Genomic DNA, 23,557 nt, shown 5'->3' on the forward strand with positions numbered 1-23,557 from the left:
CATCAGATCACCGAGCCGATCGGCGAACGGCCCGCCCGCCGTTCACCGACCGGCGGGGCTATCGTCGTTTCTCAGCCTGACCGATGGAGGCGACGATGTCTGACCAGCCCATCACTTTTGTCGGTACCGACGCCGCGCAGGCGCGTATCGCCCGTCTGCGGTCACGGCGCGGTGCCGCCGAGCGGGTCGACACCATCCATGCTGAGATGGCCGAAGCCGACCGCGTCTACGCCGAGAACCTCGCGGCAGTACGCAAGGCGGCGGATCTCACGCAAGTCGAGCTGGCCAAAGCCATGGGCGTTGCGCAGTCGGAGATCAGCCGGATCGAAAGTCGCCCCGACATGCTGTTGTCGACACTCGCCAGCTATCTGGCTGCCGCCGGTGACCGCCCACGCGTAGTCGTCACCATCGCCGGCCACGACATCGAAGTGGACCTCACGCCGCTGATAAGGCGCTGATCGGGTTCGCCGGCCAGCTGGTATGAGCCGCTCGCCGTGGTGGGCCGGAGGTTGCACCGTGCGAACCTCGTCAACGTCGTATCGGGCCACCCACTGACAGGACGTTCGACCATTTCACGGGAACCTAGATCAGCACCCCGATGAGACTGACGGGGAAGAGCAAGGCCAGGGCGGCCATCACGCCCAACGCGGCCCTCGCCCCCCGTTCCATGTCCGGGGTGAGCCGGTATACCGCCGATGCGGCGAGGACCATTCCGGGAGTCATCGCGGGGACGGACGGCGTGCCGCCGGCAATGCTGAATGCCGCCACCATCTGGACGAAGCCGATCGCCAGCAGCAACAGGTTGCCCGGGTGCGGCCGCGCGAGCTTCAGATCGGTCACCTCGATCTGAAGTGCGCCGGCCAGGTCACCGCGGGTACGGGCAGACGATACGCCCGCCGTCATCGCGGCCGCGTTGTCGGCCGTGATTTCGTCGGCGGCAACCCGGTCGGCCAGCCTTGTCGTGACGTGCTGTCTGTCCCGCTCGGTGATCGGCTTCTCGGCGATGCGGGCGGTGGCTTCGGCGTCCTCGACCACGACGGGCTCGCCCGAGGCGGGATCGAAGTAGGAGATCCGCGGGCCGTTCACAAAAACCAGGTCGTCAGTCTGCAGCGGCGGCTGTCCCGGGACGGTGCGTGAGGGCCCGAGACCCGTCCCTGTCATCATCGACAGCGAGATCCGCGTGAATCCGCCCTCGGACCTGATCCTCTTGACCGCGTACGACTGCCACGCCTGGTCGTGCCACCGGCTCGGCGTCCGCGCGGAACTGAAATCGTGTCGGCTGGGCGCCCGGCCCGAACCCATCGCCGCCCCGTTGTCGGTGCACGGGTGCTTGGGCCAGGGCGGGCCCACATCATCGAAGAAGACGCGGCTGCCGTTCTGGTTCGCGTAGAAGTAGACCGACGCGCCGCAGACCGGGCAGTGGGCGTTGGGGTTGAGCCACCCCGTCACGGTGCTGCGGGGCGGTGCCGCGTACGACCTGCTCGGATAGCTTCGAAGCGACGACCGGAAGGATCGGCCGGACGACCGGGTCACGTCGTGAGTGCTCACCCAGTGGCGGCTACCACCCGGACTCCGACGCCAATGGCCCCGACGCTGATACCTCGTCACGCCTCGTACCGCCGGGCCCATCTCCGCACCGCACGAACCTTAACCGCGATACCGGGCAGCCCCATCAGCCCTTCGGCCAGCCGGCGGTGGGTCACTCGACTTGATCATGAAAGCGGCGCCGGCTTCGAGCACCCGATCCCGTCAGTCGAACTCCTCGATGTACTCCTCGGTGGGGCCCAGTGCCGGGTGGTCGCGGAGTTCCAGGTGGCCGCCCGGGTGCTCCAGTTCCATGACGGTCACCGTGTTGGAACCGGGGTGCAGGAGTGGGGCGGGGCAGTACAGGGTCTCCTGTGGGCCGATCTTCCAGTAGCGGCCGAGCAGGAAGTCGTTGATCCAGAGCAGGCCGCGGCCGGAGCCGGGTAGGGCCAGGAACGTGTCGGCCGGGTCGTCGACCTCGAACGTGCCGGTCCAGAAGCCGGGGCCGATGCCGGGGAACGGAGCGCCGGCCACCGTGGAGGACAGCGTGACCGGCGCGTTCTCCCAGCTCTGGATGGTGCGCCGGTCGATCAGGACCGGGCCGAGCAGGCCCTTGTGTGCGCCGACCCCGGGTCCGTAGTTCACCCGGCCCAGGCTTTCCACCACGATCTCCAGGCGGACCGGGGCGCCGGTGCCCCGCAGCGGGAGCGTGCCGGTGCCGGGGCCGACCGTGCCGAGCAGGGTGCCGTCGGTGAAGACGAGGGCGATGTCGCGGACGTCGGACAGGGTGAGCAGGTGGTCTCCGGGCGGAATCCGCGGTGTCGCGGTGTGCAGCGCGAACCCGGCATCCAGGCCCATCCTCTCGAACGACGCCGGTCGGACCGAGGAAAACGACGCCGGGTGGGCTGAGAGAAACGCCGAGGGAGACGTCTGCGCCGCGGCGTGACGCACGGCGGTGAGCAGGTCGGCGGCGGGCGCCAACCGCACGGTCTGCGGGGGCAGGGTCGGCAGTTTCTCCGGTACGCGTAACGCCCCCCGCGCCCCCAGCACCTCCCGCATCGCCCAGAACTTGGCGGTCAGTGTCCCGTCCTCGGCGATCGGCGCGTCCGAGTCGTAGCTGGTGATCGTCGGTTGCAGGACCCCGTCGGTCTCGTTGGCGCCGGCCCACAGCCCGAAGTTGGTGCCGCCGTGGGCCATGTAGATGCTGACGCTGCCGCCGTCGGAGACGATCCCGCGCAGGGTGCCGACGGCGCTGTCCACCCCGCGCACGTGATGGCGTTCACCCCAGTGGTCGAACCAGCCGTTCCAGAATTCGGCGACGATGAACGGCTCCCCGTCGCGGCGGCCGGCGAGCAGTTCGCGGGCGGCTTCGGGTTGGGAGCCGAGGGTGGCGGCGGCGAGGGTGCCGGGCAGGGTGCCGCCGTCGAGCATGAGTTCGGTCGGCCCGTCCGCGGTGAACAGCAGTTCGGTGAGGCCCCGGGCGAGCAGCGCGTCCCGGTTCCAGCGCAGGTAGGTGTGGTCGTCGCCGTAGCTGCCGAACTCGTTCTCCACCTGCACCGCGACGATCGGCCCGCCATGAACGGCCTGGAGTGCGGCCAGCCGGGGGATCAGCTCGTCGAACCAGTGCCCGACCGGCCCGGTGAATCCGGGGTCGGAGCTGCGCAGCGCCACGTCCCGGCCGGTCAGCCAGCTGGGCAGCCCGCCGTTGGACCATTCGGCGCAGATGTACGGCCCGGGCCGCACGATCGCGTCCAGCCCCTCCTCGCCGATGATCGTGAGGAACCGTTCGAGGTCACGCCAGCCGGTGAAGTCCGGGTCCGTACCGGGGGAGGGCTGGTGGAAGTTCCACGGCACGTAGGTGTCGACGGTGTTGAGTCCCAGGTCGGCGAGGCGGCGGATCCGGTCGCGCCACAGTTGCGGGTGGACGCGGAAGTAGTGCAGGGCGCCGGAGAGGATCTGGTGCTCAGCGCCTCGGCGGAACAGTCGCCGGTCCCGCCAGGAGAGGGCCGCGGACGTCTTCAGGGCTGCAGCGTCGATCACGGCGCGAGCCTATGTTACCGATGCCATCTGTAACAACGGCGGTATTATCGACCGGCATCGGACATGGGGGAGGGCGCATGAGTGTCGGGCGGCAGCCGAGCATGGCCGACGTGGCTCTGGCGGCCGGGGTGTCGGCGCAGACGGTGTCCCGGGCGCTGCGCGGCTCACCGAATGTGAACCCGGAGACCCGGCAGCGGGTGCTGGCCGCCGTCGACCAGCTCGGTTACCGGTTCAACAACGCCGCCAAGATGCTCTCCTCCGGGCGCAGCCACACCATCGGCCTGATAGTGCTGCAGTCCGGCGGCTACTACTCGCGCTCCGCGGTCACCGCCGGGGTCGAGGCCGGCGCCGGCGAGGCGGGCTACGCGGTCAGCATCGCCACGATCGCCCGCCTGGACACCGGCTTGATGGAGCGGGCCCTGGCCAAACTCGCCGATCAGGGCGTCGACGGCATCGTGATCGCGGTGCCGCTGATCTCGGTGACCCAGAAGATGGAGGACATCACCCGGGACATCCCGACGGTGACCGTGGACGGCTCGCGGACCGCCGGTGCCCGGGTGCTCGGCATCGACCAGCGGGCCGCCGGCCGGGTCGCCACCCAGCACCTGCTCGACCTCGGGCACCGGCAGGTGTGGCACGTGGCCGGGCCGGACGAGTGGATCGAGGCCCGGCAGCGCCGGGAGGGCTGGCGGGAGTGCCTGACCGCGGCCGGGATCGAGGCGCCGCCGGTCCTGGAGGGGGACTGGTCGCCCGCGTCGGGGTACCGGCAGGGGCAGATCCTGGCGATGATTCCCGAGGTCACGGCGGTCTTCGCGGCCAGCGACGAGATGGCGTTCGGGATCATCCGGGCGCTGCGCGAGCGAGGCCGGTCGGTGCCCGGTCACGTGTCGATCGTGAGTGTGGACGACATCGAGCTGGCCGCCTACTGCGCGCCGCCGCTGACCACGGTCCGGCAGGACTTCTACGCCTGCGGCACGGCAGCCGTCGCGCTGCTGCTCCAAGGCGCCGGGGAACCGGCTGTCGAACCGCCGGTCCTGGCCGTGCGCGAGTCCACTGCCCAACCATCGGTCACTGATCGATAACTGGGTCTTGCGTGTTCATGTTATCGATGCCACGGTAACAAACGTCCGGCGCGCCGGACCGGACACGGAAGGACCACACAGGCATGAGGAAGACATTCGCGCTGGCCACCGCGGCGGTGACGGCGCTCGGTCTGCTGACCGGCTGTTCGAGTTCGGACAGCGCCGAGACGAAGGTGCTGAGTGTCGCCGCGCTCGAAGGCGGTTACGGCCGGGACATGTACACGCAGGTCATCGAGGCGTACCAGAGCAAGCATCCCGGTCTTGATGTTCAGCTGCAGATCTCGAAGAGCATCGAGGACGAGATCAGCCCCAACATGAAGGCCGGGAAGTTCCCGGACGTGGTGGTGCTCGGGCAGGGCCGCAAGGCCGGTCTGACCGAGACGCTGATCAAGGACAAGGCCCTGGAGGACCTGACCCCGATCCGGGACGGCCTCAAGGACCGTCTGACCGAGGGCATCGTCGGCAACCTCAACACCGACCCGTACGGCGACGCCAAGACCTTCCTGATGCCGATGTACTACGCGCCGACCGGCCTGTTCTACAACAAGGGCCTGTTCACGAAGAACAACTGGACCGTCCCGGAGACCTGGGACCAGATGTGGACACTCGCCGAGGACGCCAAGGCCAAGGGCATCGCGCTGTTCACCTACCCGACCGCGGGCTACCTGGACTCCTACTTCTTCTCGCTGCTGGCCGGTGTCGGCGGTGAGCAGTTCTACACCGACGTGATGACGTACCAACAGGATGTCTGGAAGACCCCGCAGGCGAAGCAGGCGCTGGACATCACCACCAGGCTGCTCGGTTACGCCGCGCCGACCACCGTCGGGTACGCCAACGAGCAGGACTTCACCAAGAACCAGCAGAGCATCCTGGACGACAAGGCGCTGTTCATGCCGAACGGCACCTGGATCGTCGGCGAGATGAAGGACGCCCCGCGCGCCGACGGTTTCGCGTGGGGCCTCACCCCGCTGCCCGCCGTCACCGCCGGGACCAAGCGTTACCTGACCACCTCGGTCGAGTCGGTGTGGATCCCGTCGGCCGCGAAGAACAAGGACGCCGCCAAGGACTTCGTCACCTTCCTCTACTCCGAGGAGGCCGCCGCGATCTTCGCCAAGTCGAACGCCATCCAGCCGGTCAAGGGCATCGCGAGCAGTGTGCCGGACGAGAACAAGACCTTCTTCCAGCTGTACGAGGACCCGAACGTGGCCGCCCTGGTCGGTGGGTTCGCCAGCACCGCCCCGGTCGAGGGTGTCGACATCAAGGCCGTCCTCTTCGACACCGCGAACAGCATCATCAGCGGTGACAAGACCGAGGACCAGTGGCAGGCCGCGCTGCACGACGCGAGCGAGAAGCTGCGCCAGGCCGGCAAGTGAGCAACAAGCCCGGCGACGGCCGTTTCGTAGCGCTCTGCCTGGTGCCCGCACTGGTGCTGTTCGCGCTGTTCATGATCTGGCCGACCGTGAACGTGTTCCGGATGTCGCTCTACACCTGGAGCGGCTTCTCCCCGGACATGCGCTTCGTCGGGCTGGACAACTTCACCAAACTGCTCGACGACCAGCAGTTCGTCCGCGCCTTCCAGAACACCGTCGCCCTGCTCGTGGTGGTCACCGTGATCACCATGGGCATGGGTCTCTTCCTCGCCGCGATCATGACGAGGCAGAAACTGCGCGGCCGTGACCTCTACCGCTTCGTGCTCTACATCCCGAACGTGCTGAGCGTGGTGGTGATCGCCGCGGTCTTCTCGGCGATCTACGACCAGGAGAACGGGCTGATCAACGGCACGCTCCGGGCGCTGTCGCTGGACGGGCTGCAACTGGTCTGGCTCGGGGACCAGAAGGTGGTGCTCTGGTCGGTGGCGATCGCCATGGTCTGGCAGTCGCTCGGCTATTACATGGTGCTCTACATGTCGAGCATGTCGAGCATCCCGGAGGAGCTCTACGAGGCGTCGTCGCTGGACGGCGCCTCGGCCACCCGCCAGTTCTTCGACATCACCCTGCCACTGATCTGGCAGACCCTGCGGACCACGCTCACCTTCTTCGTGATGAGCGCGGTCAACCTCAGCTTCGTGCTGGTCCGCGCGATGACCGGCGGCGGGCCGGACGGATCGTCCGAAGTGCTGCTCAGCTACATGTACAAACAGGCCTACACCAATTCGTCGTACGGGTACGGCATGGCCATCGGCGTCGTCATCTTCATGTTCTCCTTCCTCGTGTCGCTGCTGGTGAGCCGCGCCACCCGGCGTGAACCAGTCCAGTTCTGAGAGGCCGAACCCATGACGCACAAGCTGGGCCGGGGCCTCACCTACGCGCTGGTCTCGACGATCGCGCTGCTCATCGCGGTGCCGGTGGCCTGGGTGCTGGTCGCCTCGGTGAAGACCAGGGGCGAGTTCTACGGCAGCCCGTGGGCACTGCCCGAGGGCCTGCACCTGGCCAACTACGTGGACGCGTTCGTCACCGCGAAGATGGGGCAGTACTTCCTGACCTCGATCCTGGTCACCCTGTTCGGGCTGGTCCTGGTGCTGGCCGTGTCGGTGCCGGCCGCGTACGTGGTGGCCCGCTACGAGTTCCGCGGCAAGGGCCTGGTCGAGGTGCTGCTGATGGCCGGGCTGTTCGTCAACGTGAACTACATCGTGGTGCCGATCTTCCTGATGCTGGTCGACTGGGACCGGGCGCTGATCGACGTACTGCCGGACGGGCTCTTCATCGACAACCCGGGCATGCTGTCGCTGGTCTACGCGGCCACCTCGATCCCGTTCACCATCTACCTGCTGACCGCGTACTTCCGGAGCATCCCGAAGGACTACGAGGAGGCGGCCGCACTCGACGGGGCGTCCCGGTTCCGGATCATGACGCGGGTGATGCTGCCGATGGCCCGGCCGGCGGTCACCACCGTGGTGCTGTTCAACTTCCTGGCGTACTGGAACGATTTCATCATCTCGCTGACCCTGCTGCCCGGTGACGGCAAGACGCTGCAGGTCGGCCTGCTCAACCTGATGACCGCGCAGAAGGCCGCCGCCGACTACGGGCGGCTCTACGCCGGCATGGTCATCGTGATCGTCCCCGTCCTGATCGTCTATGCCCTGATCCAGCGCCGGCTGATCGAGGGCATGGCGGCCGGCGGGGTGAAGGGCTGACCCGTCCCACCACCGGAGGTACCGATGAACGACACGTTGATCGCGGTCCGGCCCAGCGCCCGCCAGCTCGCCTGGCAGCGGATGGAGTTCTATGGCTTCCTGCACTTCGGTATGAACACGATGACCGGAAAGGAATGGGGTGACGGCACCGACCGGCCCGCCGTCTTCGACCCGCCCGCCGTCGACGCCGGCCAGTGGGTGCGCGCCATGAAGGCCGCCGGGATGACCGGCGTGATCATCACCGCCAAGCACCACGACGGCTTCTGCCTGTGGCCGACCGCGACCACCCCGTACTCCGTGGTGTCCTCGCCCTTCCGCGGGGACGTCGTCGGCCTGGTCGCCGAAGCGGCCCGCGAACACGGCCTGAAGTTCGGCGTCTACCTGTCACCCTGGGACCGCAACCACGACACCTACGGCAGCGGAAAAGGCTACGACGACGTCTACGTCGCCCAGCTCACCGAGCTGCTGACCGACTACGGGCCGGTGTTCACGGTCTGGCTCGACGGCGCCAACGGCGAAGGACCCGACGGCACGGTGCAGCAGTACGACTGGGACCGGTACTACGCCGTCGTGCGTGACCTGCAGCCGGACGCCGTGATCAGCGTCTGCGGCCCGGACGTGCGCTGGTGCGGCAACGAAGCCGGGTCCACCCGCCCGGACGAGTGGAGTGTCGTCCCGCGCGCGCTGCGGGACGTCGAACGGATCGCCGGGAAGTCCCAGCAGATCGACGACGGCGAGTTCGCCCGGCGGATCCGCAGCGACGACCAGGACCTGGGCAGCCGCGCCGCGCTGGCCGGCGCCGAACACGACCTGGTCTGGTACCCGGCCGAGGTCAACACCTCGATCCGCCCCGGCTGGTTCTTCCACGAGGCCGAGAACGACGCGGTCCGCGATCCGGAAGAGCTCTTCCGGATCTACCTGAAGTCGGTCGGTGGCAACGCCACGTTCCTGCTCAACGTGCCGCCCGGGCCGGACGGCCGGATCCACGACAACGACGTGACGGCCCTGCGCGGCCTCGGTCTTTTACTTGCCGACTTTCGGGCCCGTGCCATTCCGGCGCGCCGGGACGGTGATCTGACCCTGCACCTCACCACACCGACAGCCGTCGAAGCAGTGCTGGTCGGCGAGGACATCACCCAGGGCCAGCGGGTGGAGAACCTGGCCGTGCACGGGCTGACAGACGGAGAGTGGACCGTGCTGGCGTCCGCCCGGTCGGTCGGCTACCGGCGGATCCTCACCTTCGCCCCGGTCACCGTCGAGGCGATCTGGGTGGAGATCCGCGAGACCCGGGGCGAGCCAGCGATAAACCGGCTGGAGGCGATCGGGGCAGCCCGGTGAAACGGCTGCTGCCGGCCGTCGCCGTCGTCGCCGCCCTGATCGGTGGCGTGCTCCTGTTGAACCGCACCGATCAGGTCGCCACCCTGGACGGGCACCCGATCACCCGGGATGAGCTCGTCTTTCACATGGAGCGGCTGTCGCGCCTCGACGGGCCGCGGGCTCTGGAGGAGATCAAGCACGACAAGACGATCTGGCTGCTGGCGAAGGAGCAGGGGCTCGTCGAGTCGGTGGATCACGCCGACCTGCTCGACGCGATGGCGGCGGAGAACGAGCGGCGGGCCCGGACCGTCGCTTCCGGTGGAGTCGTGCACGGGCTCGTCGAGTTCGGGGCCGAGGAGTACTACGCGCACCGGCTGGCCGAGCTGACCACCGCGCTGCGGCAGGCGCTCGCCCCTCAGCTGCCGGTCACCGATGCCGAGGTGCGAGCGGCGTTCGACGCCGACCGGGCGCAGTGGAGTGCGAACGCGACCGTTTACACGTACCGGAAATTGGATCGTGGGGGTGGGGTTCTCACCACCGGAACCTACGACGGAAGCACGGCGCGCGGGGTCAACGCGCACGATCAGGAGCTCCTGGCGATCCTCGGCACGCTGCAACCGGGGCAGAGGTCCGCCCCGGTCGACGAGGGCGGCCAGGTCACCTACTACGAGCTGGTCGAACGGCGGGTGGATGAGGAGGCGGCGTTCACCGCCTACGCCGGCCGGATCCGGCAGTCGCTCGTGGACGAGAAGTTCCAGCAGTTCCTCCAGCGCCGGGTGGACGGGGGCGACCTGCGGGTCGACACCGCGGCGGTCGAAACCATCAACGCAGAGGATGGGAACGGATGAGACGAGGATTGATCGCGCTCCTGGCGGCGATCGTCGCGGTGCCGCTGGTCCCGGGAACTCCGGCCCGGGCCGCTTTTGCACAGGCCTGGCCAGGGGACACCGCGAACCAGACCGGCGGGCGGGACTACTACCTGGACGCCACCGCCGGGTCGGACACCGCGGCCGGGACCACACCGGCGACCGCGTGGAAGACGCTGGCCAAGGCGAACGCGACCACGTTCGCGCCCGGCGACCGGATCCTGCTCAAAGCGGGGGAGACCTGGCGCAACGAGCAGCTGTGGCCGAAGGGCTCCGGCTCCGCCGGAAAACCGATCACGATCTCCGCTTACGGTACGAGTACCAAACGTCCCTATATCGCGACAAACGGCAAGGTGCCCAGTCCGTTTCTGGCGTCCGGCGCCAAGAATCCACAGACCGTCGGGCTGACCGGGGCGATCGTGCTGCGCAACCAGCAGTACTTCGCGATCAACAACGTCGAGCTGTCCAACGATGACAACTTCGACGTCGACATCACGACCGGTACCTACGTGCGTGACGGCATCGCGGTGTCGATCAACGCCGATCTGCTGCCGGCCGGCGCCGACACCGTGATGGACTATTTCCGGATCAGCGACGTGTACGTGCACGACCTGGACGGGCCCAGCACCTGGCAGAAGATCCACTACGGCGGGGTGAACTTCCAGGTCTTCGGTTCACAGTCGTACAAGTCGTACGCGGCCGGCGGTTGGCACTTCAAGGATGTCCGCGTCGAGAACAACACGTTCGTCAACGTGGAACTGCATGCGATCCAGATGGCGTTCAACTGGTTCGACGCCACCGGTACGTCCGCCGGGCAGTACGACGAGGCGGGCAAGTTCCACGAGGGCTGGGAACAGCTCTGGGTGCGTACCCGGGACCTGTACTCGCGGGATGTCCACGTCGGCCACAACTACGCCGAGAGCATCGGGCAGGGCGCGATCCAGCTCGCCAACCTGCAGCGCGCCACGGTCGAGTACAACGAGGTCAACGGCTTCCTCGAGCGGTACGACGCGGTGTCCTGCGGGCTCTACCTGTGGGCCGGTGCCGACTCGGTGATGCGGTTCAACGAGGTGTACGGCGGGCCCGCCAACGAGTACGACGGCACCCCGTGGGATCTGGAGTACACCAACTTCAACGTCACCTACGAGCACAACTACTCGCACGACAACGCGGCCGGGTGGATGGCCTACATGGGCAACAGCTCCAACTCGGTGGCCCGCTACAACCTCAGCGTCAACGACAACGGGGTGCTGGTGAAGAACATGCTGTCGACGAACTACACGCCGACCTACTTCGCCAACAACACCTTCGTGTACGACGGTGCGGCCATGGACTGGGTGCACGACGAGACGTTCCTCAGCCGCGTGTACTTCCTCAACAACGTCTTCTACAACACGTCCCGTACGGCCACCACGCCCTGGTACCGCCGGACCGGTGCGCTGCGGCAGGCGGTGTTCTCCAACAACGCGTACTGGGAGGCGAGTGGCACCCACTCCGCTCAGGAACCAGCCGACCCGCGCGGGGTGCGCACCGATCCGCGCTTCACCGGTGACCCGTCGGCGGCCGTCGACGGCGAGGGCATCCGGGCGGCGGCCCAGCGGTTCGTGCCCCGCGACGACTCGCCGCTGATCGACGCCGGGCGGTACAACCCGCACCTGGGCACGGCGGACGCCCTCGGCACCCACCTCTACTACGGCCCGGCGCCGGACATCGGCATCGTCGAGAAGCCGCGCGGGACCAGGGTCGACAACCCGGTCGACACCGACCCGATCGAGAACACCCCCGGCGCCGGGGTGAACCTGGCCCTCGGCAAACCGGTGACGGCCAGTTCCACCCACTCCGGGGCGGGCGGCACCCTCGGCGCGGTCAACCTGACCGACGGCAGCCTGTCCACCCGGTGGGCCGCCGCCGACAACGCCACCTACCCGATCACCCTGGACATCGACTTCGGTAGCCAGGTCACCTTCGACCAGGTCTATCTGGACGAGTACACCGACTCGGGTACCAACCCGCGGGTCGCCACGTTCAGCCTGCAACGGTGGGACAGCGCCACCGCGGCGTGGGTGACGATCGGGTCGTACACCGGCGGCATCGGCCACGACCGGACGGTGACCGGCTTCGGCACGGTCACCACCGGGAAGCTGCGGGTGGCGCTGACCGGCAAGATCGCCACCGAGACCTACACCCCGACGATGACCGAGATCGCCGTCTACCGGTCCTGAGTCAGTTCGTCCCGTACGAACGTCTGGCCCTCGGCTCTGAGCAGCAGGAACGTGGGGTCGACCCGAGTGCCGTCCGGGCGGAAGGCGATCCGCCCGGACACCCCGGTCAGGTCGGTGGTCGTCAGCTCGGCCCGGATCGCCGACGGTGAATCGTCGTTGGCCCGCCGGATCGCGTCGACGGCCACCATCACCGCGTCGTACGCCTCGACCGTCGACGAACCGGGCGGGCTGCCGTACACCGCCGTGAACCGGGCCGGCCAGTCACCCAGATCCGGCATCAGCTCCGGGAACAGCATGGCCGTGCCGTAGACCCCGGAGCTCTCGGCCGCGGTCAGATCGTTCAGCAGCGGCCCGTCGGTGGCGCCGTCGCCGACCACGATCCGGCCGCGGAACGCCCGCCCGCGCAGATCCCTGATCAGCTGATGCGCCTCGGCGTAGTAGCCGGTGAAGTAGACCGTGTCCGGCTCACCACGGATCACCTCCTCCGCGATCGGCCGGAAATGCGGCGCGCCCGGGCTCAGCCGCACCTCCCCGGTGATCGTCACCGCCCCGGACCTGGTGGCCTCCGCCACCGTCGCGTCCGCCAGGGTCAGCGGGAAACTGGTGCCGTCGTGCACCACCGCCAGCCGTTTCCCGCCCAGCCGCCGGATCCGGTCGACGGCGAACCCGGCCTCCGCTCCCACCGTGCCGCAGATCAGGAAGACACTGTCGTAGCCGGGTTCGATCAGCTCCGTCGAGTTCGCCTGCGGGATCACCATCGGAATCCCCGCGTCCCGGAAGATCCGCAACGTCGGCACCACCGCGCTGCTGCAGTAGCCGCCGACCGACACCACGATCCCCCGGGCGATGATCTGCTGAGCCGCTGTCACCGCGGTACCCGGTTCACAGGCGTCGTCGGCGGTGACCAGCTCCACCCGCCGCCCCAGCACCCCACCGGCGGCGTTCACCTCGTCGACCGCGAGCTGCGCCGCGTCCCGCATCGCCGCCCCGGACGAGCTGCTCCGCCCACTCAACGGCAGCAGAGCCCCCAGCCGGACGACGGCCGGCTCGGTGACGGCCACGCCACCACTCCCACCGGCGGTCCCGCACCCCGCCAGCACCACCGTCACCAGCAGAGCAGCCAGCTTCCCCCGACCCGCCACCCGACGACTCCGTTCACAAGGCCCAGCCCCCTGTTCGTCACCCCACCCGGAACCCTGAGGCCTGCCAACCGTGCAGTTCGGGATCCCAGCGCCCGGCGGCCGTCCCGGTCAGCACCGGGTCCAGGAAGGCGGCGACGAACGTGACGGCGGCGTCGGCCTCGGGAAACGTGATCGCCTCCGGCACCCCGAGCCGGGCCGCCTCGCGAGCGACCTTGCGGTACCCGGCGTGCCAGGTCGCGGCCGGAACCCGGAGCGGCCCGGCATCCGCCGGCATGCCGGGACGGCGGCGCCGCTGCGCACAGGCGCGGACGGCGTCGTGTGCCTCGATGACCTCCGAGTTCACGATGGACGCCATGTCCAGCAGATCGCGGAAGCGGCTGGAGGGGGTGCCGGAGGGTTGGACCCCGGTCATGCCGGCCCACTTGTCGGCGATGTGGTCGGCCGGATGGACCGTGCGGTACGGCAGCGCCGTCCAGCCGGGTGCGTCCGCCGCCACCGGCGCCGACGGGGCCAGCACGGGCCGGCAGGTCAGGTCGGTGTCCAGCACCACCTCCACCTTGACCGGCTCCCAGACCCGGCCACCGATCTGCATGTCGTACTTCACCCGGATCGCGGTCTTGCCCTGCGCCCTGATGTGTTCCACCGTCGTGCGGCGGAACCGGACCCCGTCGCCGAGGTCCACGGCGATCGCCGCGTCGAGATCGTCGGCGATGTCGGCGACCTCGGTGGTGGAGGTGGCCGCGTCCAGGTCGAGCGTCCGGCGCGCCGGGAAGCCCAGAACCGCCCGGCGGCTCGCCATGGCGGTGCCGCCTTTCAGGACCCAGTCGCGGCGCCGGTCCGTCATCAGCCGTTGCATCAGCCGGTCGATGACGATGCCGCGCCGGACATGATCCAGCGGAAGGCCCAGCTCCCGGGCGATGCGTTTGCCGCGGTCGGACAGCGAGCGGGCCAGATCGGCCGCCGGTCGCGAGTCGTCGGCGAGCAGATGGCGGCCGTCCAGGAGCGCGGCCCACACCGCCAGCTCCCGCGGCGGTGGTGGATCGGCGGCCCAGGCCCTGGTCAAGGACATGATCAGGCGTTCGCAGTCCGGGCCGAACTCGGCTTCGCAGCGGGATCGCTGCCCGGTGAGGAAGGTGGCGGGATCGAGCGCCCCGGTGCTCTGCGTGGTGTCGAGCAGCCGGGCGAAGACGGACCGCACCCGGGCCTGCGGCACCCTGGTCAGCATGGACACGTAGGCCGCCGCGGCCAGCCGGCCCCGGTTCGGCGTCATGCGGCGGCTCCGTCGTAACCTGCCGCTTTCAGCAGCGCGGTCAGCACCAGCGGCCCCGGATCGGCGCCCGGCAGGCCGAGTCGCCCACCCTTGGCGTGCAGGTGCCGGGACAGGCCGGCGAAACTGTCCCGCCGGGCGGCCAGTAGGTCGGCCGCGACCTTGCCCACGTGTGCCGGATCGTGCCCGCCGAAGCGGTCCTCGAGCAGGTCCGCCACGGTACGGCCGGGACCGGTGACCGGCAGGCCGTCCACCACCGTGACGTCCGCGGGATCCAGATCGCGCACCCGGAACCGGACGTCCTGCTGCCGGCTCCACCGGCGGTGCGCGACGGTGAGGTCCACCGGCCAGGCCGGCAGGTCACCCGCGCCCCAGACCTGAGCGGCCGCGGCGTGTGACAGGACCGGGCCGTCGAGCGGCTCGGCGCCCGGGTCTCGGGCCGGGTCGGCGGCCAGCCAGACGGCCCGCAGGTCCAGCAGGCCCGGCGTGTTCCCCCGCAGCACGTAGATCCCCCGGCGCAGCGGCGTGATCACTCCGGCCTGCGCCAGTCTGCCGAGCGCGGGCCGGGTGATCCCGCCCGCGCCGGCCTGAGCGGTGCTGAACAGCCCCGCCTGTTGTTCTGCCATGGCGGCGAGTATCGCGAGCCGTCGGGCATCCATCCAACGAATGTAACGCTCAGCGTTACAAAAGTCCCCCATTGGAGGTGCGATGTCGTCTCATGTCCGGCAGGTGCGGCCCGCCACCCCGAGAGTGACGGGCCGCGCCGGAGGGGGTCAGGAGGGTAGGCCTCCGACCTGGGTGTTGACCCAGGCCCGGATGGACGGGAGGTCTCCGTAGATGGACGGGGCCGTGGCGCAGGTGGAGCTGTTGTTGCCGGCCCGGCTGGTCACGCCGATCAGGTTCCAGCGGCCGCTCACCTGGCGTACCTGCGGGCCGCCCGAGTCGCCGTAGCAGGCTCCGGCTGTGCCGTTGGTGTTGTTGGTGCAGATCTCGTAGGCCGCGTTGATGCCCGAGCAGCGGCTGTCCGCGACGATCGACGTGTCCAGCTGGTTGGCGACCCTGGGGGCGGAACCGCAGCCACGGGTGGGGCAGGTCTGGCCCCAGCCGATGATGCGGGTGGCGGTGCCCACCGCCCCGGACGTGGTGGGGATCGGGGCGGGGGCGTGGGTCACCGACGTCGACAGTTGCAGCAGCTTCACGTCGATGGTCGGGTGGTTGACCGCGCGGGAGACGGCCACCACCGTGCCGCCGGCCGATCGGTCGGTGCTGCCCACCCGTACCGAAGAAGGGGTGGTGCAGTGTTTTGCCGTGACGGCCCAGTTGGCTTTGATCAGCGAACCGGTGCAACCCGACACGTAGACCATGAACGAGTAGTTCTCGGTGGCGGGGGTGCCGCCGACCACGAACGGGCCGGGGGCGGCGGCCGCGGCGGTGGACGGGGCGAGCAGGCCGGCGATCGCTATCGCGGTGGCCAGCAGGAATCGGCGCATGGAGTGGCCCTTCTGTTCGGGGAACGGGCGTCTACCTGCGCACGAACATTGCCAGATAGTCACAGATATCGATACATCCCAGGGTGGGCCTCTTCCGGGCGGGATGCCTGCCGGGTCGCCTCCTACGATGGTCGTCGTTCGGCACGCCATCGAAGGAGGACAACGTGGACACGGGCATGTTCCGCAGGCCGCCACGGCAGCCGGGACCGGAGCCGGTCACCGGCGGGTCCCCGGTCGACCATCTACGGCAGCTGAGCAGGCAGCGGACCGCGCTGCTCTGGCGGCACCCGGAGCCGGCGTCGCTGGCGAAGATGGTGGGCTCGTCCCGGATGTGGGAGCGGCGTCCCGGCGACGAGGACTTCGCCGAGGTCCGGGTGGCGGTCGACGCGCGTAAACCCACGGTGGACATCGCCGCCCTGGAGCCGCCGGCCATCGAGGACCTGGAGACCAGCACCGCGATAGCCGTGCCGCACCTGCCGCTGTCGGTGCGGCTGCGGGCGTTCAGCCGGGTCACGTTGCGCGGCGAGCGGGAGCCGGTGACCGGCCTGACCCGGGCGATGCTCGCCCAGCTCGCGGTGCTGCACTCACCGGAGGAGCTGCGGATCGCGGTGGTCGCCGCGCCCGGCCGGATGGCCGAGTGGGACTGGGCCCGGCAGCTGCCGCACACCCGCACCCCGGCCGCCACGCTGGTCTTCGAGACGCTGCTGGACCTGGAGAAGACCCTCGGCAAGGACCTGTCCGACCGGCCCCGCTACGACCCGGCCGCGAAGACGCCCACCTCCGGCGCGCACCTGGTGGTGATCCTGGACGGCGGCGAGGTGGCGCCGACCTGCCGGCTGGTCGGCGTGGGCCCCAAGTCGACCACCGTCGTCGACCTGTCCGGCCAGGCCCCCGGCGGCGCCGGCCGATGGTTGCTGCGCCTCAACGTCACCGCCACCGCGGTCGCGGTCGACACCCCACGACAGACCACCCCCTTGGGTACGCCGGACCTGCTCCCCCTGGCCCAGGCCGAGGAGCTGTCCCGCCGCCTGTCCGCCCGGCAGCCCGCCGGGGAGCAGGAGGGCACCGGGAAACCGCCGGTGGAGAAGACCCGGCGGCTGGGCCACAGCGCGGTGCTGACCGACCTGCTCGGCATCCCGGACGCGGCGGCGCTGGACCCGCGGTCGACCTGGCAGCCCGATCCGGGCGCGCAGCGGTTCCGGGTTCCGATCGGGACCGGCGCCGACGGCACGGCCGTCGAGCTGGACCTGGGCGAGCACCCGCACGGGCTGATCGTCGGCGCGACCGGCAGCGGCAAGTCGGAGCTGCTCCGGACGATCGTCACCGCCTTCGCCGTCACCCACACCCCCTCCGAGATCAACTTCCTGCTGCTCGACTACCGGGGCGGGGTGGACACTCCCGACCTGGACGGCCTGCCGCACACCTCGGCGATCCTCAGCGACCTGGAGGGCGAGGTCCACGGGTCGGACCGGCTGCACCAGGCGATCCTCGGCGAGCTGCAGCGCCGCCGGGACCTGCCGGACGTCCCGGGGATGCCCCGGCCCCGGCTGCTGGTGGTGATCGACGGGTTCGACCACGCGCTGGACTCCCGGCCGGACATCACCGACGTGCTCCTGGCGATCGCCCGGGACGGCGCGGACCTGGGCGTGCACCTGCTGCTGGCCGGCAGCCGCTTCGAGGAGGGCCGGCTGCGCGGCCTGGACAGCCACCTGACGTACCGGATCGGCATGCGCACCTTCTCCGCCGCGGAGAGCAGCGCGGTGATCGGCGTGCCGGACGCCCACGAGCTGCCGAACCGGCCCGGCGCCGGCTACCTGAAGGCCGGCGCCTCCAGCCTGCAGTGGTTCAAGGTCGCCGCGGTCTCCTGCCCCTACTCCGGCCCGGACGGCCCGGCGCTGCTCGCGGTGATCACCGGCCGGCTCGCCGACCAGGGGCCGCCGGCCCACCGGATCCTGCTGGCGCCGCTGGTGGTGGCGCCGAACATCACCGACCTGCTGGACGGCGAGCGGCCGGCCCGGCTGACCGTACCGGTGGGCGTCACCGACCGGCCGTACGACCAGCGGCAGGAGCCCTACCTGCTGGAACTCGGCGGCACCGCGGGCAACGTGGCGGTCGTCGGCGGGGACCGGTCCGGCAAGAGCACCCTGCTGCGCACCCTGATCGCCGCGCTGGCCCTCACCCACGGCCCGCGCGAGGTGCAGTTCTTCGGCATCGACCTGGGCGGCGGCGGCCTGCAGTCCCTGGACGGGCTGCCGCACCTGTCCGCGCTGGCCGGGCGCGCCGACACCGACACCATCCGGCGGACCCTGGCCGAGATCGGCGCCCTGATCGACGCCCGGGAGGCCCGGTTCACCGGCCACGCCGACTCCGACGACCCGTTCGGCGAGGTCTTCCTGGTGATCGACGGGTGGGCCGAACTGTGCCAGGACCACCGGGACATCGACCGGTCGGTGCTCGACCTGGCCACCCGTGGGCTCGGCTACGGCGTGCACGTGGTGCTCACCGCGACCCACTGGGCGCAGATCCCCGGGGACCTGCGGGAGGTGCTGGCCACCCGGATCGAGCTGCGGCTGGCCGACCCGAAGGAGTCGGAGATCGACAGGCAGGCCGCGCGCCGGATGCCGGAGACGCCGGGCTGCGGGCTCACCCGGGAGGGACTGCACTTCCTGACCGCCGTACCGCGGATCGACGGTCATGACGATCTTTTCGATGCCGTGCGCGGCGCCGCGGATCTGGTCGCGCGGGCCCGGGCGGACTGGCCGGACGAGCGGGCGCCGAGGCTGCGGCTGCTGCCCCGCCTGCTGCCGGCCGCCGAACTGACCGGACCGGGCATCCCGATCGGGATCGACGAGGTGAACCTGGCGCCGGTCCGGTTCGACGACGCCGAGTCCTCGTCACACCTGGTGATCTTCGGGGATCCGGGGTCCGGCAAGACCAACCTGCTGCGGCTGATCGCCCGGTCGGTGGCGCACCGGTACGCCCTCGACGAGGCCCGGCTGGTGCTGATCGACTACCGGCGCACCCTGCTCGGCGCGGTCGACGGCGAGCACCTGCTGACCCACGCCACCTCGGGCACCGTGCTGGCCGACGCGATCGGCTCGATCCAGGCCGCGATGTCCCGGCGGCTGCCCGGCCCGGACGTGACCCGGGAACAGCTGCGCGACCGCAGCTGGTGGCGCGGGCCGGACCTGTTCATCCTGGTCGACGACTACGACCTGGTGGTGACCCCGGGCAACAACCCGCTGTCCGGTCTGGTGGAGCTGATCCCGTACGCGCGGGACATCGGCCTGCACCTGATCATCGCGCGGCGCTCCAAGGGCGCGGGCCGGGCGGTGTACGAGCCGCTGCTGCGCCGTCTGGAGCAGGTCGACAGCCCGGTGCTGGTGATGTCCGGTGACCCGGAGGAGGGCAAGCTGTTCGGCCGGGTCCGGCCCCGGCCGCAGCCGCCGGGCCGGGGCGTGCTGTCCCGGCACAGCGACGGGACGACGGTGCTGCAGACCGCGTGGAGCGACCCGGAGATGCCGTCGCTGGCGTCTACGTCCGCGCGGACGAGCCCTTGACCCGGTACATGGCGCTGTCCGCGGCCCGCAGCAGCGCCTCCGCGTCGTAACCCACCTCGTCGGTGATCGCCACCCCGAAACTCGATCCCGCCGACAGGTGCAGGCCGTTCAGCGCGAACGGCGGGCGCAGTGCCCCGGCCAGCCGCCGGGCCAGGGCACTCGCCTCGTCCGGGCCGGAGACCGTGCACAGGACCACGAACTCGTCGCCGCCGAGCCGGGCCACCAGGTCCTCCTTGCGGACCGCCCCGGCCAGGCGCTGGGCCACCCCGGTCAGCAGGGCGTCGCCGACGTCGTGGCCGTGGGTGTCGTTGACCGCCTTGAACCCGTTCAGATCGGCGAAGATCACGCCCACCGAGCCGCCGGTCGTCTCGGCCTCGGCGACCGCCTCCTCGAGACGCTCCATGAACAGGGCGCGGTTCGCCAGCCGGGTCAGCGAGTCGTGCTGGGCCTGATCCTTGACCCGTTCGAACAGCAGCGCCTTGGAGACCACCAGCGCGGCGAGGTCGGCCAGGTGGTTGAGCAGGGCGTCGGCCTCGTCGCCCTCGGGCGGGGCGCCGTGCACGGTCAGGGTGCCCAGCTGCCGCCCACCGGCGCTGAGCGGCAGGTGCCGCCCGGTCGCCGGGACCGGGCCGGGGGACAGGACCAGGGTGGCGCTGTCCACCGGGACCTCGGCGGTCACCATCTTCTCCACCTCGGCGATCACCTCGGTCAGGTCCAGGATGCCGACCAGCCGCTGGCTCAGCTCGTGCAGCCGGCGCATGCGTTGCAGCTGCTGCTGGGTCCGCCGCTGCAGCCGCCCGTTGTCCACCGCCAGGGCCACCCGGGTGGCGACGGCCCGCAGCTCCAGGGTGTCGGCGCCGTCGAACGGGATGTCCCCGCGGCGCATCAGCGCCATGTAGCCCAGCGCCTCGTCCCCGGTCGCCATCCGGGCCCACGCGGCGTGCCGGACGCCGTACCGGGACAGCCAGTCCGGCACCGGGATCCGGTCGGCCGGGCCGGCCAGCAGCGAGTCCACGGCGGTGGCGGTGACCACCGCGGCGGGCACCCCGGCCGGGCCGACCGGCATGTCGCGCTCCGGCACGCCCCACGCGCCGGCCGGTTCGGTACGCCCGTCGCGGACCAGCCAGAACATCGCGATCTCGGCGCCGAACAGCTCGGCCACGTCACCCGTGGCCCGGGCCAGGATGTCGTCGGCCTCGCTGAGCCGGCCGAGCATGCTCACCACCTGGGCGATCCGGGTGGCCCTCGACAGCGCCTGGGCCGAGGCGGCGTTCGACGTGGCGATCCGGGCGCGCAGGTCGCGGACCTCGTCCCGCAGGCGGGTCAGTTCGTCGTCGGCCATCAGAACGCCAGCACCGCCACCGTCGCGTTGTGGAAGCCGCTGGAACCGGCCACCCGGGCGAACTCGCCGTAGGTGAACAGCCCGGCCTGCGGCGCCCCGGACAGGGCGGCCCTGATCGCCTGCGCCTCGGCCCCGGACCGTTCACCGAACAGCGCGGTCCGCGCGGCACAGCTGAACACCAGGGCCCCGCGCGACGGCCCGTCGAGCTGGCCGAGGGCCGCGGTGGTCGCCCGCGCGGCGGCGTCGATCAACTCCTCGAAGCTGCTCTCCATGATCTGCACGACGGCGTAGTCGCTGACGTAGCCGAACATGGTCAGCCCGCCCTCCGGGGTGCTGCCCAGGATGTGCCGGATGTCGAACTGCCCGGACGCGTTCGGCAGCCCCAGCGGCCGGTCCATGACCAGACCGGCGAACGACACCCCCTCGACGTCACGCGGGTCGCAGCCACGCATCGCCAGGTAGGCCTCCCGGGCCGGCCGGCCGTCCAGTTCCCGGATCACGTTGCCGTCGGCGCGGGTGACGAACATGGTTCCGTTGCTGGGCCGCCAGCCGTGCGCGGTGGCCACCCCGATCGGGGTCGGCGAGTCGATCCAGACGGCGACCACCCCGTTGTTCAGGACCCGGCCCTCGGCGATCTGGTAGGTCCGTTCCATCCGCAACGGCTCGGCGGCGGTGCCACCGACGATCGGCACGGTCGCCCCGGCCACCGCGTAGGCGCCGCGCATCACCTCCCGCTGGTCCCCGGCGAGGCCGTCGGAGAGGATCATCAGCACGGAGTACGGGTGACCGCCGCCGGCCCGGACCCGGGCGCTCTCCGCGGCCCGGCGGGTGGCCCCGGAGATGTCGCTGCCCAGCGGTTCGGCGGTGCCGACCCCGAACGACACGCCGCCGGACGGCAGGTATGCGGCGGCGCAGCCGGACGGCACCTGCCCGTCGCCGGTGAACGACGCGAACGAGGAGCAGCCCACCACGGTCGCCGCGCCCGCGACGGCGGTGGCCGCGGCCAGCACGGCCTGCGGATCCTGGTCGAAGGTGGGGAAGACGACGACGAGGTCGCCCGGTTCCGGGGTGCGGCCGCCCAGCGCCGCGGTGACCGCCTCGGTGGTGGCGTCCGTCCCGAGCCCGTGTCCGGTTCCGATCATGCTCACGTCTGGTGCACCCGGCCCCGGCCGGCGGCTTTCGCTGCGTACATCGCGGTGTCCGCTCTCTTGATCTCGCTCTCCGGGTCGGCGCCGGACGGCGCCGTGATCACCCCGATGCTGGCGCCCACACCGACCGGCAGGCCCCGGACTTCGATCGGCTCGGCCACCGCGTCGACGATCCGGGTGGCGATCGCGACGGCCTGCTCGTCGGTGGCGCCGGGCAGGATGACCGCGAACTCGTCACCACCGAGCCGGGCCACCAGATCGGTGTCCCGCACGGTCTGCCGGATCCGGCCGGCCACCGTCTCCAGCACGGCGTCGCCGGTCTCGTGCCCGAGGGTGTCGTTGACCGCCTTGAAACCGTCCAGGTCGACGTAGAGCAGGGCGGTCGGCCCGCCACCGTCGGTCAGGGCCTGCTCCCAGCGGTTGTGGAAGTGCCGCCGGTTGGCCAGGCCGGTCAGCTGGTCGGTGTACGCCTGCCCGCGGGCGACGTCCAGGGAGGCGGCGAGCAGCCCGACCACGCCGTGCAGCCGGGCCATCACCAGCAGGAACAGCAGCACGCTGCCGCCCACCACGACCGGGATGTCCAGCGGATCGCCGAGGATCCACTCGATGGTCAGCACCAGCGGGGCCATCAGCCCGGCCACGGCCAGCGCCAGCAGCCGGCCCCGCCCGATCATGCCGTCCGGTGGCGGGGTGGCCTGGGAGACCGAGGCCATCGCCGGGTGCAGGGCGGCGGTGCCGAACAACACGTGCGTGACCATCCAGCCGACGTCCATCAGGCCGCCGGCCGCATAGTTGTCGTGCAGTTCCAGCAGCGTGTACGTGACGTCGGTGGCCAGCAGGACGACCACCCCGATCACCAGCATCCGGTACGGCGCCGGCCGTCGCCCGGATCCGATGGCGACCCGCAGCAGCACCGCCAGGGCGGCCAGGTCCAGGATCGGGTAGGTGAGCGACACCGCCCGACCGAAAACGGTCAGGTCGCCGAGCCGGGCGGTCGGGGCGATCAGGTAGAGCCAGGCCAGCATGGTCGCGCCGGTGGACAGGATCGCGGCGTCCAGCAGCCCGGGCCGGTCCCAGGTGGTGCGCCGGGCCCGGGCCAGCCCGAGCAGGCCGGCGATCAGCGCCAGGTTCGACGGGACGTAGAACGCGTCGGCGACCGAGGGGAACACGTCCTGGCCGAGCAGGACGGTCTGCAGCCAGTAGGCGACGTCACCGGCCGCGAAGAGGCCCACGTTCGCCGCGAGGGCGTACCACGGCCAGCGCAGCGCCGGCCGGTGCCGGCGGACCCCGAGGAGGATCGTCGCCACGCCGGAGAGGTGCACGAGCGTCGCGATCACCGCCTGGACCGGATCCGACGGGATCAGGTTGTAGACGACGGCACAGACCGCGCAAACGGCCAGGTACCACCGCCAGACCGCCATCGC

The 23,557-nt window shown here is 70.7% G+C and carries 18 protein-coding genes; 9 read left to right on the forward strand and 9 right to left on the reverse strand.

Annotated elements, in window-relative coordinates; genetic code table 11:
* The first annotated feature begins 95 nt into the window (after positions 1-95).
* Positions 96-458: a helix-turn-helix domain-containing protein gene (locus Aco03nite_RS00740; protein WP_203792517.1), complete on the forward strand. Its 363-nt coding sequence runs from the start codon at positions 96-98 to the stop codon at positions 456-458.
* 124 nt (positions 459-582) lie between these two features.
* On the opposite strand, the gene Aco03nite_RS00745 is transcribed toward Aco03nite_RS00740, so the two are convergent.
* Positions 583-1,449: a hypothetical protein gene (locus tag Aco03nite_RS00745; protein WP_203792519.1), complete on the reverse strand. Its 867-nt coding sequence runs from the start codon at positions 1,447-1,449 to the stop codon at positions 583-585.
* Positions 1,450-1,749: 300 nt separating this feature from the next.
* On the reverse strand, positions 1,750-3,564 hold the full coding sequence (locus tag Aco03nite_RS00750) for a glycoside hydrolase family 35 protein (RefSeq protein WP_203792521.1): 1,815 nt from the start codon (positions 3,562-3,564) through the stop codon (positions 1,750-1,752).
* Positions 3,565-3,641: 77 nt separating this feature from the next.
* On the opposite strand from Aco03nite_RS00750, the gene Aco03nite_RS00755 reads away from it, so the two are divergent.
* The 7 genes from Aco03nite_RS00755 to Aco03nite_RS00785 all read left to right on the forward strand — a co-directional run bounded on the left by Aco03nite_RS00755 (position 3,642) and on the right by Aco03nite_RS00785 (position 12,184).
* On the forward strand, positions 3,642-4,646 hold the full coding sequence (locus Aco03nite_RS00755) for a LacI family DNA-binding transcriptional regulator (RefSeq protein ID WP_203792522.1): 1,005 nt from the start codon (positions 3,642-3,644) through the stop codon (positions 4,644-4,646).
* 83 nt (positions 4,647-4,729) lie between these two features.
* A complete protein-coding gene (locus Aco03nite_RS00760) occupies positions 4,730-6,019 on the forward strand; it encodes a carbohydrate ABC transporter substrate-binding protein (protein WP_203792524.1) in 1,290 nt (429 codons plus the stop codon).
* On the forward strand, positions 6,016-6,906 hold the full coding sequence (locus Aco03nite_RS00765) for a carbohydrate ABC transporter permease (protein ID WP_239144818.1): 891 nt from the start codon (positions 6,016-6,018) through the stop codon (positions 6,904-6,906). The genes Aco03nite_RS00760 and Aco03nite_RS00765 overlap by 4 nt, the downstream gene beginning before the upstream one ends.
* A gap of 12 nt (positions 6,907-6,918) precedes the next feature.
* Positions 6,919-7,779 (forward strand): carbohydrate ABC transporter permease, encoded by an 861-nt coding sequence (locus Aco03nite_RS00770; protein ID WP_203792526.1) that lies wholly within the window; start codon positions 6,919-6,921, stop codon positions 7,777-7,779.
* Between the two features lie 24 nt (positions 7,780-7,803).
* Entirely contained in the window at positions 7,804-9,117 is a 1,314-nt protein-coding gene (locus tag Aco03nite_RS00775; protein WP_203792528.1) for an alpha-L-fucosidase, read from the forward strand.
* Positions 9,114-9,944, forward strand: a complete 831-nt coding sequence (locus tag Aco03nite_RS00780; protein WP_203792529.1) for a hypothetical protein — start codon at positions 9,114-9,116, stop codon at positions 9,942-9,944. The genes Aco03nite_RS00775 and Aco03nite_RS00780 overlap by 4 nt, the downstream gene beginning before the upstream one ends.
* The gene (locus Aco03nite_RS00785) at positions 9,941-12,184 is read left to right on the forward strand and encodes a galactose-binding domain-containing protein (RefSeq protein WP_203792530.1); all 2,244 of its coding nucleotides are present in this window, start codon (positions 9,941-9,943) and stop codon (positions 12,182-12,184) included. Before Aco03nite_RS00780 ends, Aco03nite_RS00785 begins: the two co-directional genes overlap by 4 nt.
* Here Aco03nite_RS00785 and Aco03nite_RS00790 read toward each other — a convergent pair.
* From Aco03nite_RS00790 to Aco03nite_RS00805, 4 genes are all read right to left on the reverse strand, one after another.
* Positions 12,172-13,326 carry a branched-chain amino acid ABC transporter substrate-binding protein gene (locus Aco03nite_RS00790; RefSeq protein WP_203792531.1) on the reverse strand — a complete coding sequence of 385 codons (1,155 nt, stop codon included), beginning with the start codon at positions 13,324-13,326 and terminating at the stop codon, positions 12,172-12,174. The genes Aco03nite_RS00785 and Aco03nite_RS00790 overlap by 13 nt on opposite strands.
* A 37-nt stretch (positions 13,327-13,363) precedes the next feature.
* Complete coding sequence (locus Aco03nite_RS00795) at positions 13,364-14,596, reverse strand: nucleotidyl transferase AbiEii/AbiGii toxin family protein (protein ID WP_203792532.1); 1,233 nt, start codon at positions 14,594-14,596, stop codon at positions 13,364-13,366.
* Positions 14,593-15,252, reverse strand: coding sequence for a type IV toxin-antitoxin system AbiEi family antitoxin domain-containing protein (locus Aco03nite_RS00800; RefSeq protein WP_203792533.1), 660 nt, complete (start codon positions 15,250-15,252; stop codon positions 14,593-14,595). Before Aco03nite_RS00800 ends, Aco03nite_RS00795 begins: the two co-directional genes overlap by 4 nt.
* A 114-nt stretch (positions 15,253-15,366) precedes the next feature.
* Positions 15,367-16,083 (reverse strand): S1 family peptidase, encoded by a 717-nt coding sequence (locus tag Aco03nite_RS00805; RefSeq protein ID WP_203792535.1) that lies wholly within the window; start codon positions 16,081-16,083, stop codon positions 15,367-15,369.
* 164 nt (positions 16,084-16,247) lie between these two features.
* Here Aco03nite_RS00805 and eccCb point away from each other — a divergent pair, with 164 nt between their 5' ends.
* The gene (gene eccCb / locus Aco03nite_RS00810; RefSeq protein ID WP_203792537.1) at positions 16,248-19,643 is read left to right on the forward strand and encodes a type VII secretion protein EccCb; all 3,396 of its coding nucleotides are present in this window, start codon (positions 16,248-16,250) and stop codon (positions 19,641-19,643) included.
* Here the strand turns inward: eccCb and Aco03nite_RS00815 are convergent.
* From Aco03nite_RS00815 to Aco03nite_RS53955, 3 genes are read right to left on the reverse strand one after another with little or no spacing between them, the layout of a single operon-like run.
* Positions 19,618-20,985: a sensor domain-containing diguanylate cyclase gene (locus tag Aco03nite_RS00815; protein ID WP_203792545.1), complete on the reverse strand. Its 1,368-nt coding sequence runs from the start codon at positions 20,983-20,985 to the stop codon at positions 19,618-19,620. The genes eccCb and Aco03nite_RS00815 overlap by 26 nt on opposite strands.
* On the reverse strand, positions 20,985-22,127 hold the full coding sequence (locus Aco03nite_RS00820; protein WP_239144824.1) for an FIST signal transduction protein: 1,143 nt from the start codon (positions 22,125-22,127) through the stop codon (positions 20,985-20,987). Before Aco03nite_RS00820 ends, Aco03nite_RS00815 begins: the two co-directional genes overlap by 1 nt.
* Positions 22,128-22,129: 2 nt before the next feature.
* Positions 22,130-23,554: a GGDEF domain-containing protein gene (locus Aco03nite_RS53955; protein WP_203792552.1), complete on the reverse strand. Its 1,425-nt coding sequence runs from the start codon at positions 23,552-23,554 to the stop codon at positions 22,130-22,132.
* Positions 23,555-23,557 lie beyond the last annotated feature (3 nt).

It is taken from the genome of Actinoplanes couchii (genome assembly GCF_016862075.1).
In the GTDB taxonomy this organism is placed as follows: Bacteria; Actinomycetota; Actinomycetes; order Mycobacteriales; family Micromonosporaceae; genus Actinoplanes; species Actinoplanes couchii.